This window comes from Corynebacterium sp. MC3, assembly GCF_900099485.1.
GTDB classification, from domain to species: Bacteria; Actinomycetota; Actinomycetes; order Mycobacteriales; family Mycobacteriaceae; genus Corynebacterium; species Corynebacterium pseudogenitalium.
In genome coordinates this window covers 341,037-358,943 of sequence record NZ_LT622816.1, presented here as the reverse complement: position 1 = coordinate 358,943, position 17,907 = coordinate 341,037, and the positions used below count along the sequence as shown (strand labels likewise).

General features: G+C 55.7%; 18 protein-coding genes. 4 read left to right on the top strand and 14 right to left on the bottom strand.

Annotation, left to right across the window (positions count from 1 at the left end):
* Window positions 1-27 precede the first annotated feature (27 nt).
* From tal to pgl, 4 genes are read left to right on the top strand one after another with little or no spacing between them, the layout of a single operon-like run.
* Entirely contained in the window at window positions 28-1,113 is a 1,086-nt protein-coding gene (gene tal, locus BQ4436_RS10640) for a transaldolase (protein WP_070976883.1), read from the top strand.
* Between the two features lie 12 nt (window positions 1,114-1,125).
* Window positions 1,126-2,664, top strand: coding sequence for a glucose-6-phosphate dehydrogenase (gene zwf, locus BQ4436_RS10635; protein ID WP_070976881.1), 1,539 nt, complete (start codon window positions 1,126-1,128; stop codon window positions 2,662-2,664).
* 32 nt (window positions 2,665-2,696) lie between these two features.
* Window positions 2,697-3,611 (top strand): glucose-6-phosphate dehydrogenase assembly protein OpcA, encoded by a 915-nt coding sequence (locus BQ4436_RS10630; RefSeq protein ID WP_070976878.1) that lies wholly within the window; start codon window positions 2,697-2,699, stop codon window positions 3,609-3,611.
* Window positions 3,612-3,636: 25 nt separating this feature from the next.
* Complete coding sequence (pgl, locus tag BQ4436_RS10625) at window positions 3,637-4,365, top strand: 6-phosphogluconolactonase (protein ID WP_070976875.1); 729 nt, start codon at window positions 3,637-3,639, stop codon at window positions 4,363-4,365.
* A gap of 79 nt (window positions 4,366-4,444) precedes the next feature.
* Here pgl and secG read toward each other — a convergent pair whose 3' ends face one another.
* The 14 genes from secG to rpe all read right to left on the bottom strand — a co-directional run bounded on the left by secG (window position 4,445) and on the right by rpe (window position 17,905).
* Entirely contained in the window at window positions 4,445-4,681 is a 237-nt protein-coding gene (secG, locus tag BQ4436_RS10620) for a preprotein translocase subunit SecG (protein WP_070362425.1), read from the bottom strand.
* A 113-nt stretch (window positions 4,682-4,794) separates the two neighbouring features.
* A complete protein-coding gene (tpiA, locus tag BQ4436_RS10615) occupies window positions 4,795-5,577 on the bottom strand; it encodes a triose-phosphate isomerase (protein ID WP_070976872.1) in 783 nt (260 codons plus the stop codon).
* A 24-nt stretch (window positions 5,578-5,601) separates the two neighbouring features.
* Window positions 5,602-6,819, bottom strand: a complete 1,218-nt coding sequence (gene pgk / locus BQ4436_RS10610; protein ID WP_070362423.1) for a phosphoglycerate kinase — start codon at window positions 6,817-6,819, stop codon at window positions 5,602-5,604.
* A 105-nt stretch (window positions 6,820-6,924) separates the two neighbouring features.
* On the bottom strand, window positions 6,925-7,938 hold the full coding sequence (gene gap, locus BQ4436_RS10605; RefSeq protein ID WP_070976869.1) for a type I glyceraldehyde-3-phosphate dehydrogenase: 1,014 nt from the start codon (window positions 7,936-7,938) through the stop codon (window positions 6,925-6,927).
* Between the two features lie 381 nt (window positions 7,939-8,319).
* Window positions 8,320-9,294 carry a DNA-binding protein WhiA gene (whiA, locus tag BQ4436_RS10600; RefSeq protein ID WP_070362421.1) on the bottom strand — a complete coding sequence of 325 codons (975 nt, stop codon included), beginning with the start codon at window positions 9,292-9,294 and terminating at the stop codon, window positions 8,320-8,322.
* 47 nt (window positions 9,295-9,341) lie between these two features.
* A complete protein-coding gene (yvcK, locus tag BQ4436_RS10595) occupies window positions 9,342-10,310 on the bottom strand; it encodes a gluconeogenesis factor YvcK family protein (protein ID WP_070976866.1) in 969 nt (322 codons plus the stop codon).
* A gap of 37 nt (window positions 10,311-10,347) precedes the next feature.
* A complete protein-coding gene (gene rapZ / locus BQ4436_RS10590) occupies window positions 10,348-11,238 on the bottom strand; it encodes an RNase adapter RapZ (RefSeq protein ID WP_070976863.1) in 891 nt (296 codons plus the stop codon).
* Window positions 11,239-11,251: 13 nt separating this feature from the next.
* Window positions 11,252-13,327, bottom strand: a complete 2,076-nt coding sequence (gene uvrC / locus BQ4436_RS10585) for an excinuclease ABC subunit UvrC (protein WP_070976861.1) — start codon at window positions 13,325-13,327, stop codon at window positions 11,252-11,254.
* Between the two features lie 15 nt (window positions 13,328-13,342).
* Window positions 13,343-13,876 (bottom strand): PH domain-containing protein, encoded by a 534-nt coding sequence (locus BQ4436_RS10580; protein ID WP_070362417.1) that lies wholly within the window; start codon window positions 13,874-13,876, stop codon window positions 13,343-13,345.
* 45 nt (window positions 13,877-13,921) lie between these two features.
* Window positions 13,922-14,410, bottom strand: a complete 489-nt coding sequence (ribH, locus tag BQ4436_RS10575; protein WP_070362416.1) for a 6,7-dimethyl-8-ribityllumazine synthase — start codon at window positions 14,408-14,410, stop codon at window positions 13,922-13,924.
* A complete protein-coding gene (locus tag BQ4436_RS10570) occupies window positions 14,411-15,679 on the bottom strand; it encodes a bifunctional 3,4-dihydroxy-2-butanone-4-phosphate synthase/GTP cyclohydrolase II (RefSeq protein WP_070977199.1) in 1,269 nt (422 codons plus the stop codon).
* Window positions 15,680-15,690: 11 nt separating this feature from the next.
* Complete coding sequence (locus BQ4436_RS10565) at window positions 15,691-16,278, bottom strand: riboflavin synthase (RefSeq protein WP_070362415.1); 588 nt, start codon at window positions 16,276-16,278, stop codon at window positions 15,691-15,693.
* The gene (gene ribD / locus BQ4436_RS10560; RefSeq protein WP_143000882.1) at window positions 16,278-17,240 is read right to left on the bottom strand and encodes a bifunctional diaminohydroxyphosphoribosylaminopyrimidine deaminase/5-amino-6-(5-phosphoribosylamino)uracil reductase RibD; all 963 of its coding nucleotides are present in this window, start codon (window positions 17,238-17,240) and stop codon (window positions 16,278-16,280) included. The genes BQ4436_RS10565 and ribD overlap by 1 nt, the downstream gene beginning before the upstream one ends.
* Window positions 17,240-17,905, bottom strand: coding sequence for a ribulose-phosphate 3-epimerase (rpe, locus tag BQ4436_RS10555; RefSeq protein WP_070362413.1), 666 nt, complete (start codon window positions 17,903-17,905; stop codon window positions 17,240-17,242). Before rpe ends, ribD begins: the two co-directional genes overlap by 1 nt.
* Between the last annotated feature and the right edge of the window lie 2 nt (window positions 17,906-17,907).

The window sequence follows — 17,907 nt, the reverse complement described above, 5'->3', positions numbered from 1 at the left end:
GCCCATTTTTTAGAAAGGAATCTGAGCATGAACACAGTTGAAAAGCTTCGGGAGCTCGGCACGTCCACTTGGCTGGATGATCTCTCTCGCCAGCGCATCGCCACTGGCAATCTAGAAGCAGTCAAACGTGAGAAGTCAGTCGTTGGCGTGACAACCAACCCTGCAATTTTTGCTTCAGCAATGTCGACTGGAAGCGCGTACGACGAGCAAATCCAACAGTTGAGAGCGTCAGGTGCCAGCCCCGACGAGGCGGTTTACGCGATGAGCATTGACGACGTCCGCGACGCGTGCGACATCTTCCGGGACATCTACGATGCGACCGACGGCCTTGATGGTCGCGTTTCCATCGAGGTTGACCCCCGCTATGCTCACGACGAAGCGAAGACGATCGCTCAAGCGAAAGAGCTGTGGGCACGCGTGGGTAAACCGAATGCAATGATCAAGATTCCAGCCACAGACGCCTCGTTGCCAGCAGTCACAGCAGCACTGGCAGCTGGTATTTCAGTGAATGTCACGCTGATCTTCTCTGTGGAGCGCTACCGCGAGGTCATTCGCGCGTACAAGGAAGGTATTCGGCAGGCTGCAGCCAACGGCCACGATGTCTCAACCATTCATTCTGTTGCCTCATTCTTCGTGTCTCGCATGGACACCGAAGTCGATGCTCGCCTTGAGCAAATTGCTACTTCTGAAGCACTTGCGTTGCGAGGCAAAGCAGGCGTGGCAAACGCTCAACTGGCATACCGCTTGTTCCTTGAGGAATTTTCTTCGTTGGATGACCTTCCAGCTGGTGCCAACGTTCAACGCCCGCTGTGGGCCTCGACTGGTGTAAAGAACCCTGAGTACCCTGCCACGTTGTATGTGTCTGAGCTGGCTGGCCCAAACACGGTCAACACCATGCCGGAATCAACTATCGACGCCACCCTGGCTAGCGACAGTCTTCACGGCGATACTTTGTCTGCCAGTGCTGACGACGCGCAGAAGACGTTTGACGCTATCACCGCTGCAGGAATCGACTTGTCTGATGTCGTGCGAGTCCTCGAGCAGGAGGGCGTCGATAAGTTTGTTGATGCGTGGCAAGAATTGCTAAATTCCATGTCGGAAAAGCTGCAATAAAAAGGAGTACATGTGAGTGACGAGAGCACGCATTGGGTGAACCCGCTTCGGTCCCCCGAGGATAAGCGGCTTCCCCGCATTGCGGGTCCGTCTGGGATGGTGATCTTCGGTGTAACTGGAGATCTAGCTCGGAAAAAGCTCCTGCCGGCAATTTACGACCTCGCGAACCGGGGTCTCCTCCCACCGGGCTTTGCTCTCGTCGGGTTTGGGCGTCGAAACTGGTCTAAACAAGATTTTGAGGACTATGTGCGTGAAGCCGTTGAAGCACCTTCCCGCACCGCGTTTAATACGAACGTTTGGGACCGGCTCGCAGAAGGTATGCAGTTCGTCTCGGGCTCGTTTAATGACGACGCCGCGTTCGACGCCCTAGCCAATACACTGCGCTCGACCGATGAAACACGGGGGACGAACGGAAACTGGGCCTTTTACCTTTCTGTGCCGCCCGAGCACTTTTCGAGCGTTGTCCACCAGCTGGACCGCAGTGGAATGGCACAGCCTCAAGACCACGGCTGGCGCCGAGTGATCATCGAGAAGCCATTCGGGCATGATCTGGAATCCGCCAAAGAGCTAAACCGAGTAGTGAATTCAGTGTTCCCGGAGCGATCCGTATTCCGAATCGATCACTATCTCGGCAAAGAAACCGTGCAGAACATTATGGCGCTGCGTTTCGCAAACCAGATGTTTGAACCAGTGTGGAATTCGCACTACATCGACCACGTACAAATCACGATGGCTGAAGATATTGGGCTCGGCGGCCGCGCAGGCTATTACGACGGTATTGGTGCAGCACGAGACGTCATCCAAAACCACCTGATTCAGCTGCTCGCCTTGATCGCTATGGAGGAGCCGACGTCGTTCTCCCCGGGGCGTCTTCGTGCGGAGAAACTCAAGGTCCTCCGCGCTACGACTCCCGTCGAGCCGTTCGATGAGACGACCGCACGCGGCCAATACGTAGCGGGCTGGCAAGGTTCTGAACGCGTAATCGGGCTCCGGGAGGAGTCCGGGTTTGACCCCAACTCTGCAACCGAAACCTATGCGGCCTGTACGTTAGAGATAAACTCGCGTCGCTGGGCAGGTGTTCCTTTCTACCTTCGCACTGGTAAGCGCCTCGGGCGTCGAGTGACTGAGATTGCCCTGGTCTTTAAGCGTCCTCCGTACCAGCCGTTCGAAGACGATCAGACAAAACTACTTACGAACAATGCAGTCGTTATCCGCGTGCAGCCGGACGAAGGCGTGCTGATGCGCTTTGGTTCCAAGGTGCCTGGAACTGCATTTGAAGTTAGGGATGTCAACATGGATTTCTCGTACGCGGAGGCATTTACGGAACAGTCTCCCGAAGCATACGAGCGGCTCATCCTCGATGCACTACTCGACGAATCTAGCTTGTTTCCAACCAATGCGGAAGTCGAGCGGAGCTGGGAAATCCTCGATCCAATTCTCAACTACTGGGAGTCGCACGGACATCCAGATGAATATCGTGCGGGCACTTGGGGGCCCGCATCAGCAGACGCGATGCTGGCCAAGGACGGCCGCCAATGGCGTCGTCCATAATGTGTGCAAACAACGAACGTGAGGCTTAATCCTTGATTGTCACTCTTCCCGACACGACCACCCGCGATGTGTCCACAGCGCTCCTAGAGGCTCGTGAAAATTACTCGTTGGCGACTGGGCGCGTGCTCACACTCTTGGTCGCTGCACATGCCGAGGATGATGTCGATTCTATTCTGGAGACGGTCCGGAACGCGACCATGGAGCACCCGGCTCGAGTTCTCGTCTTGTTGCTCGACTGCCAGAGCGAGCAAACCTGGATGGATGCAGAGGTAATCGTCGCGGCGGACGCTGGCGCCTCTGAGATGGTTGTCATGACTCTCCACGGTGAACTTACCCAGCATCTTGACGCGGTGGTCACCCCGCTGTTGCTGCCCGATACCCCTATCGTTGCTTGGTGGCCCACAACTGTGCCAGATGTTCCTGCAGAAGCAGAGCTGGGTAGTATCGCGCACCGCAGAATCACGAATGCGTGGCGCACTATGGGGGCAGAATGCATAGAGCAGCTGGCTAAGGCGTACGTCCCAGGTGATTCGGACATGATGTGGTCTAAAATCACGCCATGGCGCGGCGTTGTCGCCTCAGCTTTCGACCGCTATAAACAGCAACCACGCCGGATCTTGCTCAGCGGTATTACCGAGCATCCAAGCGTACAAATCGCAGCCTCTTGGCTCGATGCCTGCTTTGGCGTTGAGGTAACCGTGCAAAACGTAGCAGGCGCCGACGCCATTCCTGGCTCCCCAATCCAACACCTATCGCTGGACTGCGAACAAGGCTCTGTGCAGGTACAAATTGTTGATGAGCACACCGTGCGAGTTTCCGCACCGGGATACCCTGATGCGTTTGTTGCACTGAGTGCACGCTCGGACGCAGAATGCCTCGCTGAGGAGCTACGCCACCTCGATCCTGACGCCATGTATGCTCGGGCTTTGTTACATAACCTCCCTTAACTTCGCACCGAAAGAGGGTCGACGGATGTCCAATACAGTCAAGACCAACACCTTTACAAACCTCGAACAGCTTATCGACGTCTCCACCTCCGCATTCCAAACGTTGATTTCAGAGATCCACAGCTCCCCTACCGGTGGCGTAAACGGCGACGGAACCGCACGTGTTGTGCTTACTGGCGGAACAGCCGGAATCCGGTTCCTTGAATCGCTTGTTTCATCAGATATCGACTGGTCCAGGGTGAAGCTATTCTTTGGCGACGAGCGCAACGTAGCCGTCAGCCATCCTGATTCGAATGAAGGCCAGGCCCGGGCAGCGTTGCTCGATCATATAGATATCCCAGAAGGAAACATTTTCGGGTATGGGTTGGACGGAGGGACGATGGAGCCCGCTGTCACTCGTTATGAAGCGCACCTGAAAGTTGAGGCGCCTGAGGGGTTCGACCTCCACCTACTGGGAATGGGCGGTGAAGGCCACATTAATTCGCTATTCCCACATACGCCTGCTGTGAGAGAGGACGCCGCTCTGGTTGTTGCTGTGACGGATTCGCCAAAACCACCTGCGGAACGTGTTTCGTTGACACTACCTGCTGTTTGGAAAGCACAAAAGGTCTGGCTTCTTGTTTCTGGTGCAGAGAAGGCAGAAGCTGCGTCCGCAGTTGCAAACCGGGCAGAGTATCTTGACTGGCCAGCGGCCGGTGCTGTCGGCAAGGAAGAAACGATCTTGTGGGTCACCGAAGACGCGGCACCACGTTAGATTCCCGCAGATTCGGATTTTTGACCAACGAAAAGGCCCGCCGGAAGCTTATTGCTCCAGGCGGGCCTTTTGCTAGCGGCTAGGCAGCAAAAGTCTGAATTAGATTCAGGCCCACGATGCATACAAGCCAGATGAGCGTAATGATAACCGTGTAACGGTCGAGGTTCTTCTCCACGATAGTGGAGCCGGACAGGTTAGCCTGCACGCCACCACCGAACAGGCTCGAAAGCCCGCCTCCCTTGCCTTTGTGAAGCAGCACGAACACTGTCATCAAGACCGCAGCGATTACGAGCACGATCTCAAGAGCCAACGTCATGGTGGTAAATCCTCACTATAAAACCTACATTGATGTAACTCGGTCCAGACTACACGAAGTCACCGAATGGTGTTATTCGACGCGCTCTGGTCCGAGCGACATATCTTGCAAATCTACTGTACTGCCTGGGCAGCCGCAGCAGCCAATTTCGCGAAATCCTGGCCGTCAAGAGACGCACCTCCGACAAGACCACCGTCAACATCAGGCTGAGCGATGATCTCACCGACAGTTTCCGTCTTTACGGATCCGCCGTACAAAATACGGATGCCATCAGCAACCGCATCACCGGCCAAGTCACGGATCAGGCCGCGAATAGCCTGGCACACTTCCTGCGCATCGGAGGCAGAGGCAACCTTGCCAGTGCCGATAGCCCATACCGGCTCATATGCAATGACGGTCTTCTCCAACTCCTCGTTGCTCAAACCGTCCAGGGATTTCTTCGTCTGCTCTACGACGTAGTCGACATGGGTGCCTTGTTCGCGAATGTCTAGCGGCTCACCGACACACACGATTGGGTTCATGCCGTGCTCAAGTGCCTTCTTTGCCTTGCGGGAAACTAGCTCATCGTCCTCACCGTGGTACTCACGGCGTTCTGAGTGGCCGACAACTACCCACGTGCAGCCAAGCTTCTCCAGCATTGTGGCCGAAACTTCACCAGTATAGGCACCAGCATCGTGCGCTGACACGTCCTGTGCACCATATGTGATCTGCAGCTTGTCGCCTTCAACGAGAGTCTGGATAGAACGAAGGTCGGTAAACGGCACGGTCAATGCAACGTCCACGAACTCATAGCCGTCCTTCGGGAAAGCGAACGCGAGTTTCTGGGCCGAAGCGATTGCTTCGAGATGGTCGTGGTTCATCTTCCAGTTACCAGCAATCAGTGGTTTGCGAGACATATTCATACTCCTTTTCAACAACGACTACTGTCCAAGTACAGCAACGCCGGGCAGCTCTTTGCCCTCGATCAGCTCGAGCGATGCGCCACCGCCCGTAGAGATGTGGGAGAACCCAGCCTCATCGAGGCCCAGAATGCGAACAGATGCTGCGGAATCGCCGCCACCGACCACCGTGAAGGACCCGTTGTCCTTCGTAGCAGCGATCATTGCTTCAGCAACGGCTTTTGTGCCAGAGGCGAACGCTGGAAACTCGAAGACGCCCATTGGCCCGTTCCAGAACACGGTCTTCGAGCTCTTCAGCGCCTCACCATAACGCGCGGCAGTCTTCGGGCCAATGTCGAGAGACATCCAGCCTTCCGGAATAGCGTCGGCCGCGACGGTCTGCTTCTCTGCATCCTTTGCAAACTCAGACGCTGCGATCAGGTCCTCAGGCAATAGCAGCTTGTCGCCGAAACGGCCGATGAGGTCCTTGCAGGTCTCAATCATGTCTTCCTGCAACAAAGAGTTTTGAACGTTGTAGCCCTGTGCAGCCAGGAAGGTGTAGCACATGCCGCCACCGATAATTACCTTGTCAGCCTTCGCCGCAAGTGCCTCGATGACTCCCAACTTGTCGGAAACCTTCGAACCGCCAAGCACAACAACGTATGGATGATCTGGAGCATCCTTCACCTTGCTCAGAGTCTTGACTTCCTTCTCGACGAGGTAACCAGCGTAGGCAGGAAGCTTCTTAGCAACGTCGTAGACGGAGGTTTGTGCGCGGTGTACTACACCGAAACCGTCAGAAACAAACGCGCCGTTGTCCGCAGCTAGTGCTACAAGCTCAGCTGCGAACTCAGTGCGCTCAGCCTCGTCCTTCGAGGTCTCGCGTGGGTCAAAGCGTACATTCTCGAGAAGCAGAATCTCGCCACCGGTAAGCCCATTTGCCCGCTCATGTGCATCCTCACCAGAAACATCACCGGCGAGCGCTACGAACTGACCTAGGCGCTCACTTAGGGCTTCAGCCACTGGCTTCAAGGAGAACTTAGGGTTCACTTCCCCCTTTGGGCGGCCGAGGTGAGCCATGACAATGACTTTCGCGCCACCTTCCAAGAGCGCCTTCAAAGTTGGCAGTGATGCGTCGATACGACCAGCATCGGTAATATTGCCGTCCTCATCAAGCGGAACGTTGAAGTCAGAACGGACCAGGATGTGGCGATCTTCGACGCCTTCATCCAGAAGCTGTTGCAGCGTTTTCATTGTCATGGGACTCTCCTCAGTTGACTGTTGTTTGCAGTAGTTTTCTTTTCAAACAGTAGCGAAAGAAATGGCCCGAAGTGTGCGTACTGCACACCCGGGCCGTTCTAGGTCTTATGCCAAGTTATCCGCGACGTGCTTCGTCATGCGGACGAACTGAGAGGTGTAGGACCACTCGTTGTCGTACCAAGCAATCAGCTTGACCAGGTTGCCGTCGATGACGCGGGTCATCCCAGCATCGAAGATGGAACCATGGGTGTTGCCGATGATGTCGGAGGAAACGATTGGATCCTCGGTGTACTCAAGCGCCTTGCCAAACTCTGGGTCCTGAGCAGCCTTCTTGATTGCTGCGTTCACCTCATCAACGGTGACGTCCTTGTTCAGCTCGACGGTCAGGTCGGTTGCGGAACCGGTGATCGTTGGCACGCGCATTGCGAAGCCATCCAGCTTGCCCTCAAGTGCAGGCAGAACCAGGGCAACTGCCTTAGCAGCACCCGTCGTGGTTGGGACGATGTTCTGAGCTGCTGCACGGGCACGACGCAGGTCCTTGTGAGGTGCGTCCTGAATGCGCTGGTCGCCAGTGTAAGCGTGAATGGTGGTCATCAGACCGGACTTGATGCCGAACTGCTCTTCCAGAATCTTCGCGACTGGTGCAAGGGAGTTCGTGGTGCAAGATGCAGCGGAGATAATCTGCTGATCATTGCTGTAGTCGGTGTGGTTGACGCCCCAGACGTAGGTGCCATCGACGTTCTTACCCGGTGCGGAGATGATGACCTTCTTAGCGCCAGCCTCGATGTGAGCCTTTGCGTCATTGCCATCGGTGAAGCGGCCGGTGCAGTCAAGGACGATGTCGACGTTTGCGTCGCCCCATGCGAGCTTGGATGGGTCCTTCTCTTCGGTAACCTCGATGCGGTGACCATCAACGGTGATGGAGGACTCGTCGTACTCAACGTCGCGGCCGAGCTGGCCATACGCTGTGTCGTACTTGACAAGGTGGGCCAAAGTCTTGTTGTCGGTCAGGTCATTAATCTTCACGACCTCAAGGTCGCTCGAGTACTGATCCAGGATGATGCGGAATGCCGAGCGGCCGATACGACCAAAGCCATTAATGCCAATACGAATAGTCACAGTCTTTACTCCTCTATGTCGGAAATTGTTGAGACTTGCTGATGGGCCGGTACCAATCTCTTTCCGTTCTCGGTGAGCTCCTTGGTTCAGCCCGTTGCTCATCAGTTTAGCGAGAGATTTCAACATGTGCATGGCCACGATGCCGCAAGAGACGCCCTAAAGGTGCATCACCAAAGAGACGGCGAAACCGGGGGTATCGTCTCATAATTTCACCAAGCATGAATGTCTGTTTACCGCCAAAGCCACACCTAATGCGACTCAAACAACGACAAAGGTAATCTCTTTTACCCCCGCGGGGCGTATCTGGCGAAGCTGCTTGTGCGCTATCCCCCGGAATTGTGATGTTGCACACAGGGCGGTCTGGGAGCGCCCCAGAACGCTCTATGTTGCCTTCGTGTCTTTACCGCGAGTGTTCGCTATACCGAGCTCAGCAGCCCGCTTGTCAGCAAGGGACAACAGCCGACGAATTCGCCCAGCGACCGCATCCTTCGTCATCTGTGGGTCAGCCAACCGGCCAAGTTCTTCAAGCGAGGCTTGCCGGTGCTCAACACGCAGGTATCCGGCTTCGGCGAGATGCTCAGGCACATCGTCGCCGAGGATCTCCATCGCACGTTCCACACGCTGAGCGGCGACCGTCGCAGCATGTACGCTTCTGCGGGTGTTGGCGTCGTCAAAAGTTGCCAACCGTTGACCGCCACGCATCTGCGCTTGCTTCTCCCGAAGTTTTGCGTCCCACTCCAGGCGAGCAAGAGGCGCACCCATTCGACTGAGAAGCACCCCTATCGTCTCCGCATCACGGACATGTACACGCTCAACACCGCGAGTCTCCCGCATTCTGATGTGGCACCCAAGACGACGCGCTAACCCCACTAGGGCAAGCCCAGCCTCCTCGCATGGGCACTCGACCTCTAAAGCGGCAGTTCGGCCCGGCTCTGTGAGCGCTCCCCTAGCGAGGAACGCACCCCGCCACGCGGCTTCAACTTCAGCAATTTCTCCCGAAACGATTTGCGGGGGCATACCTACCACGAGATGACCAGACTGCGTCCGAAGATTTAGACGCCGATACAGCGCTTCAACACCAGTATCTAGACGTACTTCGTATTTCGTTTCCTTTGTCGCCGAGCCAGGTGAAACCACGGCGAACTTTGGTGAGCTCATGAAAAGAGTTTCAAGAATCAGGATTAAGCGACGTGCCACCGCCTCTTCCGCGAAATCCGCAATCATAGTTACCCCGTGGATTGAGGCGTCAAGTTTTCCTGCAAACCGAACTAACGCGGATGCCTCGGCGGCCGCGGCAGACTTCGCTCCTATTGGAGTTCGAAGCAGCTCTTCTTTGGTTTTGGCGGTCAGCGACACCGAGTGATCCTTTCTACAAAAACATCGGTGGATTAGTGTAGCGCACGTTATGCGTGAAAATCACGAACGAGAGATAGCAGCTCATGTGCAAGCTTGCGTGGATCATGCCGGTTTGTGTTGCGGTACTGATCATCAACTTCATGAATATCTCGGAACAATACAGTTGCACCCACGCGATCCGCGGCTCGCCCGAGATGAACGCGTTCGCCCTCCGTCGGGCTAATTGAGTTATCAGCCAGGAACACATCAACATGCAGGTTCGGAGCGTGCTGCTCGAAGACATGAATATGGCGTTCCGTGCTAAATCCCGGTGTCTCTCCTGCCTCCGGAGAAAGATTCAGCACTACAACTACCAACGCGGACGTCTCATTCAACGCGCGGACAATGTCCGGAACGAGTAGATGCGGAATCACCGACGAAAACCACGATCCAGGCCCGATTGTCACCACTTCTGCGTCCATGATCGCCTGCACTGCTTCGTCGGTTGCGGGAGGATTGTGGGGCAAAAGGCGGACGCGTCGCACAGTTCCGGGTGTGGTGGCAACGGCAACTTGACCGCGAACAGAACGCAAAACACGGGGGTCGTCGTCTAACCCCGCGACATCGGCCTCAATGTCGAGAGGCATAGGACTCATAGGAACAACCCTGCCCTGTGCGCCTGTCCATGAGCCGATGACGTCCAACGCTTGCTGAATATCGCCGAGTTCCTCGCTTAGTCCGGCAAGGAGCAGATTGCCAACTGCGTGCCCTGCCATCGCTCCATTTCCGCCAAATCGGTGTTGTAATGTATCTCTCCACAGAGCGCCATCTTCGTCATCCGCGGTCAGGGCTGAGAGCGCCATCCGCAGGTCACCAGGCGGAATGATATCCATCTCACGGCGTAGCCGACCGGATGAGCCTCCGTCGTCAGCAACTGTTACCACGGCGTGGATGGCTCGAGCCTCAGCCGCCCGCGCCGCCAATAGTGTTTGGTATAAACCGTGCCCTCCCCCAAGGCAAGTAAATGCAGGTCCCATAATTTAATCAGTGCTTCTTTCCAACGATAAAGAGCAGCTAGTTGCGTTCTAAGTCACGGTGCAAGACGTTGACGTCCACGTCATCAGATTCCCGAAGCCTGCGTACAATCTCCTCCGAAATTGCGACTGACCGGTGGTGCCCGCCAGTACAGCCGATCCCAACAGTGATAAAGTCCTTACCTTCATGACGGTAGCCCTTGAGCATATCCTTCAGCATTGTCAAGAAGTTATCGACGAATGCCTTCGCTCCAGGCTGCGACAGAACATAGTCTACGACTGGTGCATCGATACCTCGAAACTCCCGAAGCTCGGGGATCCAAAACGGATTTGGCAAAAACCGTACGTCCAACACTAAATCCGCATCACGAGGGGTCCCGTGTTTAAACCCAAACGACTCCACGGTGACGTGCTGTTTCGGTGCAGAGAGGTCGCCAACAGAGGCCTCAATCGACCGACGCAGGTCGTGAACTGAGAGGTGTGTCGTATCAATAATGAGATCTGCACGCTCCCGAACCGGGGCGATCTCCTTTCGCTCCCGTTCGATCCCCTCTTTCAGCGTGTCATTGCCCTGCAACGGGTGCGTACGTCGCACACTGTCGAATCGGCGGATAAGGACTTCATCGCGGGCGTCGAGAAATAAGATGAACGGAGATAGGCCTTTTGCCTCAATCGCCTCAATCGTCTCCATTAACGAGCCATTGAACATCCTGGCACGTACATCAGTGACTACAGCAAGATGGTCAACGGGGGAATCGTCCGCAGTTGACATCTCGACAAGATCGAGAATGAGCTGCGGAGGCAGATTCTGGGAAACGAAGTATCCCTTATCTTCAAAAACTTTCGCGGCAGTCGACAAACCACCACCAGAAAGCCCGGTGATTATCACAGGGCGACGAGATTCGGATGCAGGTAATAAAGGCGAAGTCATAGGCCCATACTAGCTAGGCTTCGATGTCCTTGTGTAGGTGCTTGTAAATCGTCTCTGCCAACTTCGGCCCGACCCCCGCTACCTCCTGCAATTGCTCAAGCGAAGCCTTGCGAATCTGTTTGACACTGCCGAAATGCTTCACCAGTTCTTTTCGCCGAGCAGGCCCCAGCCCCGGTACGTTGTCCAGTACTGATGCTCTCATCCGTTTCGAACGCTGCTGTCTGTGATAGGTGATCGCGAAGCGGTGAGCCTCGTCTCGTATCTGTTGCAGCAGGTACATACCCTCGCAGTTTCTGGGCAAAATGATTGGTTCATCGTCATCGGCAACCCAGATTTCTTCTAGTCGCTTTGCCAGCCCGATGAGCTGTACATCCACGATACCAAGCTCATCAAAAACCGCCTGTGCTGCGTTTACCTGTGGTTTTCCGCCGTCGACGATAAACAATTGTGGTGGATAGGCAAATCGTTGATTGCCGGTGGAAGCAACCTCACTCGCCTCCTCCGCAAACATCATCTTGCTTACTTCTTCGTCGGGATTGGCGAGTTTGTCCTCGTGGTAGCGCTTAAACCTCCGTCGAGTGACCTCAGCTATCGATCCAACATCATCGGAGCGCCCATCGCCGGCTGCTTCTTTAATTTGGTATCGCCGGTAATCGTTCTTCTTCGGCAGACCATCTTCAAACACAACCAGCGACGCCACAACGTCTGTGCCCTGAATATGAGAAATGTCGGTGCACTCAATTCGTAACGGAGCTTCATCCATGCCAAGCGCCGACTGAATATCCTGCAATGCCTGTGAACGGGCAGTGAGATCGCCTACGCGTTTCAGCTTGTGCTGATGGAGTGCTTCAGCGGCATTGCGGTGGACTGTCTCCAGCAACGCTGCTTTGTCGCCACGTTGCGGCACGCGGATGTCAACCTGCGCACCTCGAAGCTGTGTCAATAGCGTAGAGACGTCGGCCAACTCTTCTGGAAGTTCCGCAACAAGGATTTCACGCGGCACCGGAATACTCGGCACCGCTTCGCGATGCGATTGCTTATCGACGCCCCTTCGTCGGAATTGCTCTGTAATCTGTAGGTCTTCTTTTCGCTCCTGGGCGTCACGCTCAACGGCATCTGAGTAGTACTGAACCAGAAAGTCCTGCATCAGTGTGGGAACTGCAGGGTCCTTTTCCCCCTCTTCTAACCGGTCCAAACTGCCGGGTTCGTCGCCGGTCTTCTCAACGACCCAGCCTCGCTGGGCACGAATGCGACCACCACGAACGTTAAAGATTTGCACAGCTGCTTCCAGCTCATCGCTGTCGATAGCAATGATGTCAGCATCCGTATCGCTGCTGAGCACTACGGCTTGGCGCTCCATCACTTTGTCCAGTGCGCCAAGGTCATCGCGAAGACGCGCTGCCTTTTCAAACTCGAGTTCTTCTGCCGCAGTAGCCATTTGCTGCTTGAGGGATCTGACAACGTGCTCTGTTCGTCCGCCCATAAACGAGAGGAACCCGGCAACAATCTCGTCATATTCCTGTTGATCAACACGTTGTACGCACGGTGCCGAACACTTATCGATGTAGCCCAACAGGCATGGTCTCCCGAGCGACTCATGTCGATTAAACACACCGTTCGAACAGGTACGAATCGGAAACACTCTCGTCAATAGATCAAGCGTTTCGCGTACGGCCCACGCGTGCGAGAACGGCCCAAAGTAGCGGACACCTTTTCGTTTCGGCCCCCGGTAGAAGAATGCCCGGGGGTAGCGCTCTTTCACGCTCACAGCGAGCATGGGATACGTCTTGTCATCCCGGTACATGACGTTGAACCAGGGATCGAATTTCTTGATCCACGTGTACTCAAGCTGCAGCGCCTCAACTTCGCTCGCTACAACCGTCCACTCCACGGAGCTGGCGGTAAATACCATCTGGCGCGTTCGCGGATGGAGCTGCGCCGGTGGCTGGAAATAGTTGCTGAGTCGAGCTCGCAGGTTCTTCGCCTTACCGACGTAGACGACGCGACCATGAGGGTCGCGAAACTTATAAACACCTGGGTCGGTGGGGATCGTCCCTGGAGCCGGACGGTAGGAAGTGGGATCAGCCAAAACGCTCCGCGCTCCCTATTCTGACGGCATGTACTTAGCTTCGAGCTCGCGGAACTCCGCAACTGCATGCAACGCTAGCTCTTTATCTGCAGCCTGAATCGCCCACAGTGGAACGTATTCAAAGTCCGGAAGCTCTAGCCTGGCCATTCGGGCGCCCTTTGGGAACGAAAGCCCATAGATAACTAGCCAGGGGTAAAATCGCGTCCCGATAATGTTGGCTACCTCGACACCATCCTCATTGACCTGGACGCACGGCCGCGTCAACACGAGCCAGGTCAGAATCGAGAGGATGATACCGACTCCAACGAAAGCAAACTTGTCGAGCCACGTAATTGTGAGGCCCGAAAATTCCACGTCAACGACGGCGGCCATGAAGATGTGCACGGCCATCAGCACAAGAATGCATACAGCTGCGACTTTCTTCAGAAATGGGGACCGAATCGTCAGCTCCCACGGCTTAGTCGAGATCGAAGCGTGTGGGTCTAGTGCGTTGAGGTATGCAAGCTCCGCTTCATCAATCTTGCGTGCAACCGACTGTTCTTCGCTCACTACTCTTTACTCCTCGCTGCCGTAGCACACGCTACGTTCTTTCAGTTATGAATGTTTCTTCGGGGTCGCTCGGACTTTTTCAAGCTCGATGAGGGCACCGATTGCTGCCTGCACGGCTTCCGCGCCCTTGTCTTCCTTCGCGTCCTCTCCACCAGCACGCTCGTAGGCCTGGTCTTCTTCTTCGACGGTGAGTACTCCGTTTCCGACGGGCGTTGATTCGTCGAGTGCGATGCGGGTCAACCCTGCGGTCACCGAGTCACAAACGTACTCAAAGTGCGCCGTCTCACCTCGAATTACGCACCCTAGCGCTACGACAGCGTCGTAACGCTGAGCACAGGCCTGCACCACAACCGGCAATTCTAACGCGCCAGCGACGGTAAATTCCGCATACTTAGCACCCATTTCTCGGGCAGTCGAGATCGCCCGGTCCCGGAGTCGCTCCACGATTTTCTGGTTCCACAGTGTCGAAACAATGGCGACTGTATAGCCCTCGCCACTTATCGTCTGCGCATCAGGTGCACCGACACTTGCCATCTAATCGTCCTCCTGCTCAGTCCACGAAGCAGCCAACGGGAGATCATGCCCCATGCGCAACTGCTTGGTTCGTAAATACCGGATGTTCTCGTGAGTAGGCACAATTTCGATTCGAGCCCGCTCTTTCACGATCGGACCGAAGCCGCTGAGCGCTTCCACCTTTTCCGGATTATTGGATAACAGTGTAAACGAAATGATACCAAGGTCTTTCAAAATCTGTCCGGCAACCGAATACTCGCGGGCATCGACGGGCAGCCCCTGCTCAAGGTTGGCATCAACGGTGTCAAGGCCCTGGTCTTGCAGGCGATAGGCCTCGAGCTTGGCGAGGAGACCGATACCGCGACCTTCGTGCCCGCGAACATACACGAGCACACCACAACCCTTTTCTTGAATCCGACGCATCGACTCGTGGAGCTGCGGACCACAGTCGCACCGCTTCGACGCAAAGGCATCCCCCGTCAAGCACTCGGAGTGAACCCGCACAAGTACATCGTCACAGTTCGCGACGTCCCCGACTACCAATGCGATGTGCTCGGAACCATCGATGCGATTGCGATAACCGTACGCGGCAAACGTACCGAACTCGGTCGGCAACTTGGTTTCGACAGTGCGCTCGACTGTCATCTCATGGCGGCGTCGATAAGCAATAAGCTGCTCGATGGAGATCATCTTGAGACCGTGCCGGTCGCTGAACTTGCGCAGTTCATCAAACCGCGCCATATCCGTCGGATCCTCCTCGGACACGATTTCGCACAACACACCGCACGGAGTAAGTCCTGCCAAGCGCGCGAGATCGATTGAGGCCTCGGTATGTCCATCCCGCGTGAGCACCCCTCCCTTGCGTGCGCGCAGAGGCACGATATGGCCCGGACGAGTGAAGTCATGCGGCCCATACTTCGTATCGACGAGGCGTCGAATAGTCTCAGCTCTCGATGTTGCGGAAATACCTGTCGATCCTGTCGCTGCATCGACAGTGACCGTGTACGCGGTGCCGCGGGCGTCCTCATTATGAGCAACCATGGGCGGCAGTTGGAGCTCATCCGCACGCTCGTCCTCGAGCGGGACGCAAATGTATCCGGAGGTGTAGCGCACCATAAACGCTACGAGTTCCGGGGTGGCGAACTCGGCGGCAAAAATAAGATCCCCCTCGTTCTCCCTATCCTCGTTGTCAACAACAACGACTGCTTCACCGCGAGCAATAGCTGCTACTGCATCTTCGACGGTGTCTAGCTGCGAATTACGTCCAACGGAGTCCTGAGGAGCATTCATGGAACCCAATGTTAGTGCCTCACCATGTTCTCAACGTATTTGGCAATGATATCGACTTCGATGTTGACCGAATCGCCTGATTTCCATGAACCTGCGGTCGTCGCCTGTAGGGTCGCAGGGATGAGCGAGACTTCAAACCAACCATCTCCTACTGCAGAGACGGTCAACGAGATCCCGCTGATCGTGATAGAGCCCTTTTCCACCACGTACTTTCGTACTTTTTCAGGGAGCGAAAACCGCAGTACGTCCCAGTGCTCACCAGGCGAGCGATGTTGAAGTGTCGCCACTGCATCGACGTGCCCCTGCACAATGTGACCACCAAGTCGGTCTCCCACTGCTAGTGCGCGCTCAAGATTGACCAGGGTTGCTTCCTTGTATTCACCGATACGGGAACGACGCAAAGTTTCAAGCATGACGTCTGCAGTAAAAGAATTTTCTGTGGCCTCAACTACTGTGAGACACACCCCGTCGACAGCAATCGAGTCTCCAAGTTCCACTCCTGCAAGTACGGTCTCTGCGCCGATACGGATCCGAACTGCGTCGTCGAGTGGCTCGATTGACGCCACCGAACCAACTTCCTCAACCAGTCCTGTAAACACTATGCAGTCTCCATTTCTATCAATACGTCCTCGCCAAGTTGGTGCACGTCGCAGATCTTAAATTCGAATGCGTCGCCTATCGTACGCGCCAGTGCAGCGTCCAGCACCGAGCGACCTTGGCCTAGCAGTTTTGGCGCAATATATGCTTGCACCCGGTCGACAACACCGCGGGTAAAGAAGCTGCTGAGGAGATTCGCTCCACCCTCAACAAGTACGTCACGGCAGCCAAGTTCCCAAAGTTCTGCGCATGCTGCCTCAGGGGTCGGATACTGCAAAAAGCCTAGCTCGCGTAAGTTTCCTTCGGGCACTTCTCTCGTGCCGATTACAACGCGGCGAGGCTGGTGCGGATACAGGCTTCCATCCGGTCTACGCGCGGTGAGCGAAGGATTGTCAGTGATCGCGGTTCCGGTCCCAACGATGATGGCGTCGCGTTGAGCGCGGTCACGGTGCACGAACTGGCGCGCCTCAGGTCCGGTAATCCACTTGCTGGAGCCGTCAATCGCTGCGGTGAACCCATCCAACGTCATCGCAAACTTCGCGGTCACGCTGACCCGATTGTGGCGTATGGAGGAAATCCAAGGCTGAAGGGCTTCAACGCGGTAAGGCTCGAAGCGGACGTCGATACCCGCGGCTTCAAGCCGCTGAGCACCGCCTGTAGCGAGAGGATTCGGGTCAGCCGTGAGATACACAACCTTGGCAACACCCGCAGAAATCAGTGCCTCTGTGCACGGGCCAGTTCGTCCAGTGTGGTTACACGGCTCCAACGTGACAACGGCTGTAGCGCCTTCTGCACGAGCTCCTGCCTTACGAAGTGCTTGAACCTCCGCATGTGGCCCGCCGACGGGGGCCGTCGCACCGGTAGCGACTAGAACTCCGTCTGGGCTATACAACGCACATCCAACTGGTGGATTGGGACTCGTAGTCCCGCGGACTGCATCCCCTGCTGCGATAGCTGCTTCGATCACGCGACGCCAGCCGCTTCCTTTGCCATCCGACGCAGCGTATCTACTGCTTCAGCGGGATTATCTGCGCCGAATACTGCGGATCCAGCCACGAAGGCGTCCACACCGGCCTCGGCCGCCTGAGCAATTGTGGAGTTGGCGATGCCACCATCGATCCCAATTACCGTGGACAAGCCAGCAGCGCGAATGTGGTCACGCAGGGTAAACACCTTCGAGAGCACTTCCGGCATGAACTTCTGTCCGCCAAAACCGGGCTCCACACTCATCACGAGCACTTCCTCGAAATGCTCAAGATCGTCGAGGTATGGCTCGATTGGTGTGCCCGGTTTAATAGCAAATCCCGCCTGCACGCCTAATTCACGGCACTGCTTCGCAGCAGCGACGTGGTCATTCGTTGCCTCGACGTGGAAAATCATTCGATCACCACCAGCGTTGGCATAGGTCTCGAACCACTGCTCAGGTTCCTCGATCATGAGGTGCATGTCGAGAAACTGGTCGGTCACCCCGTTGACTGCTTTGGTCACATCCGGACCAAAAGAAAGGTTCGGCACAAAATGACCGTCCATGATGTCTACGTGGAGCATGTCGGCGTTCGGAACTTTCTCAACATCTTCGCCGAGAGCTGCATAGTTCGCGGCGAGGATGGACGGCGCAATATAAATCATGC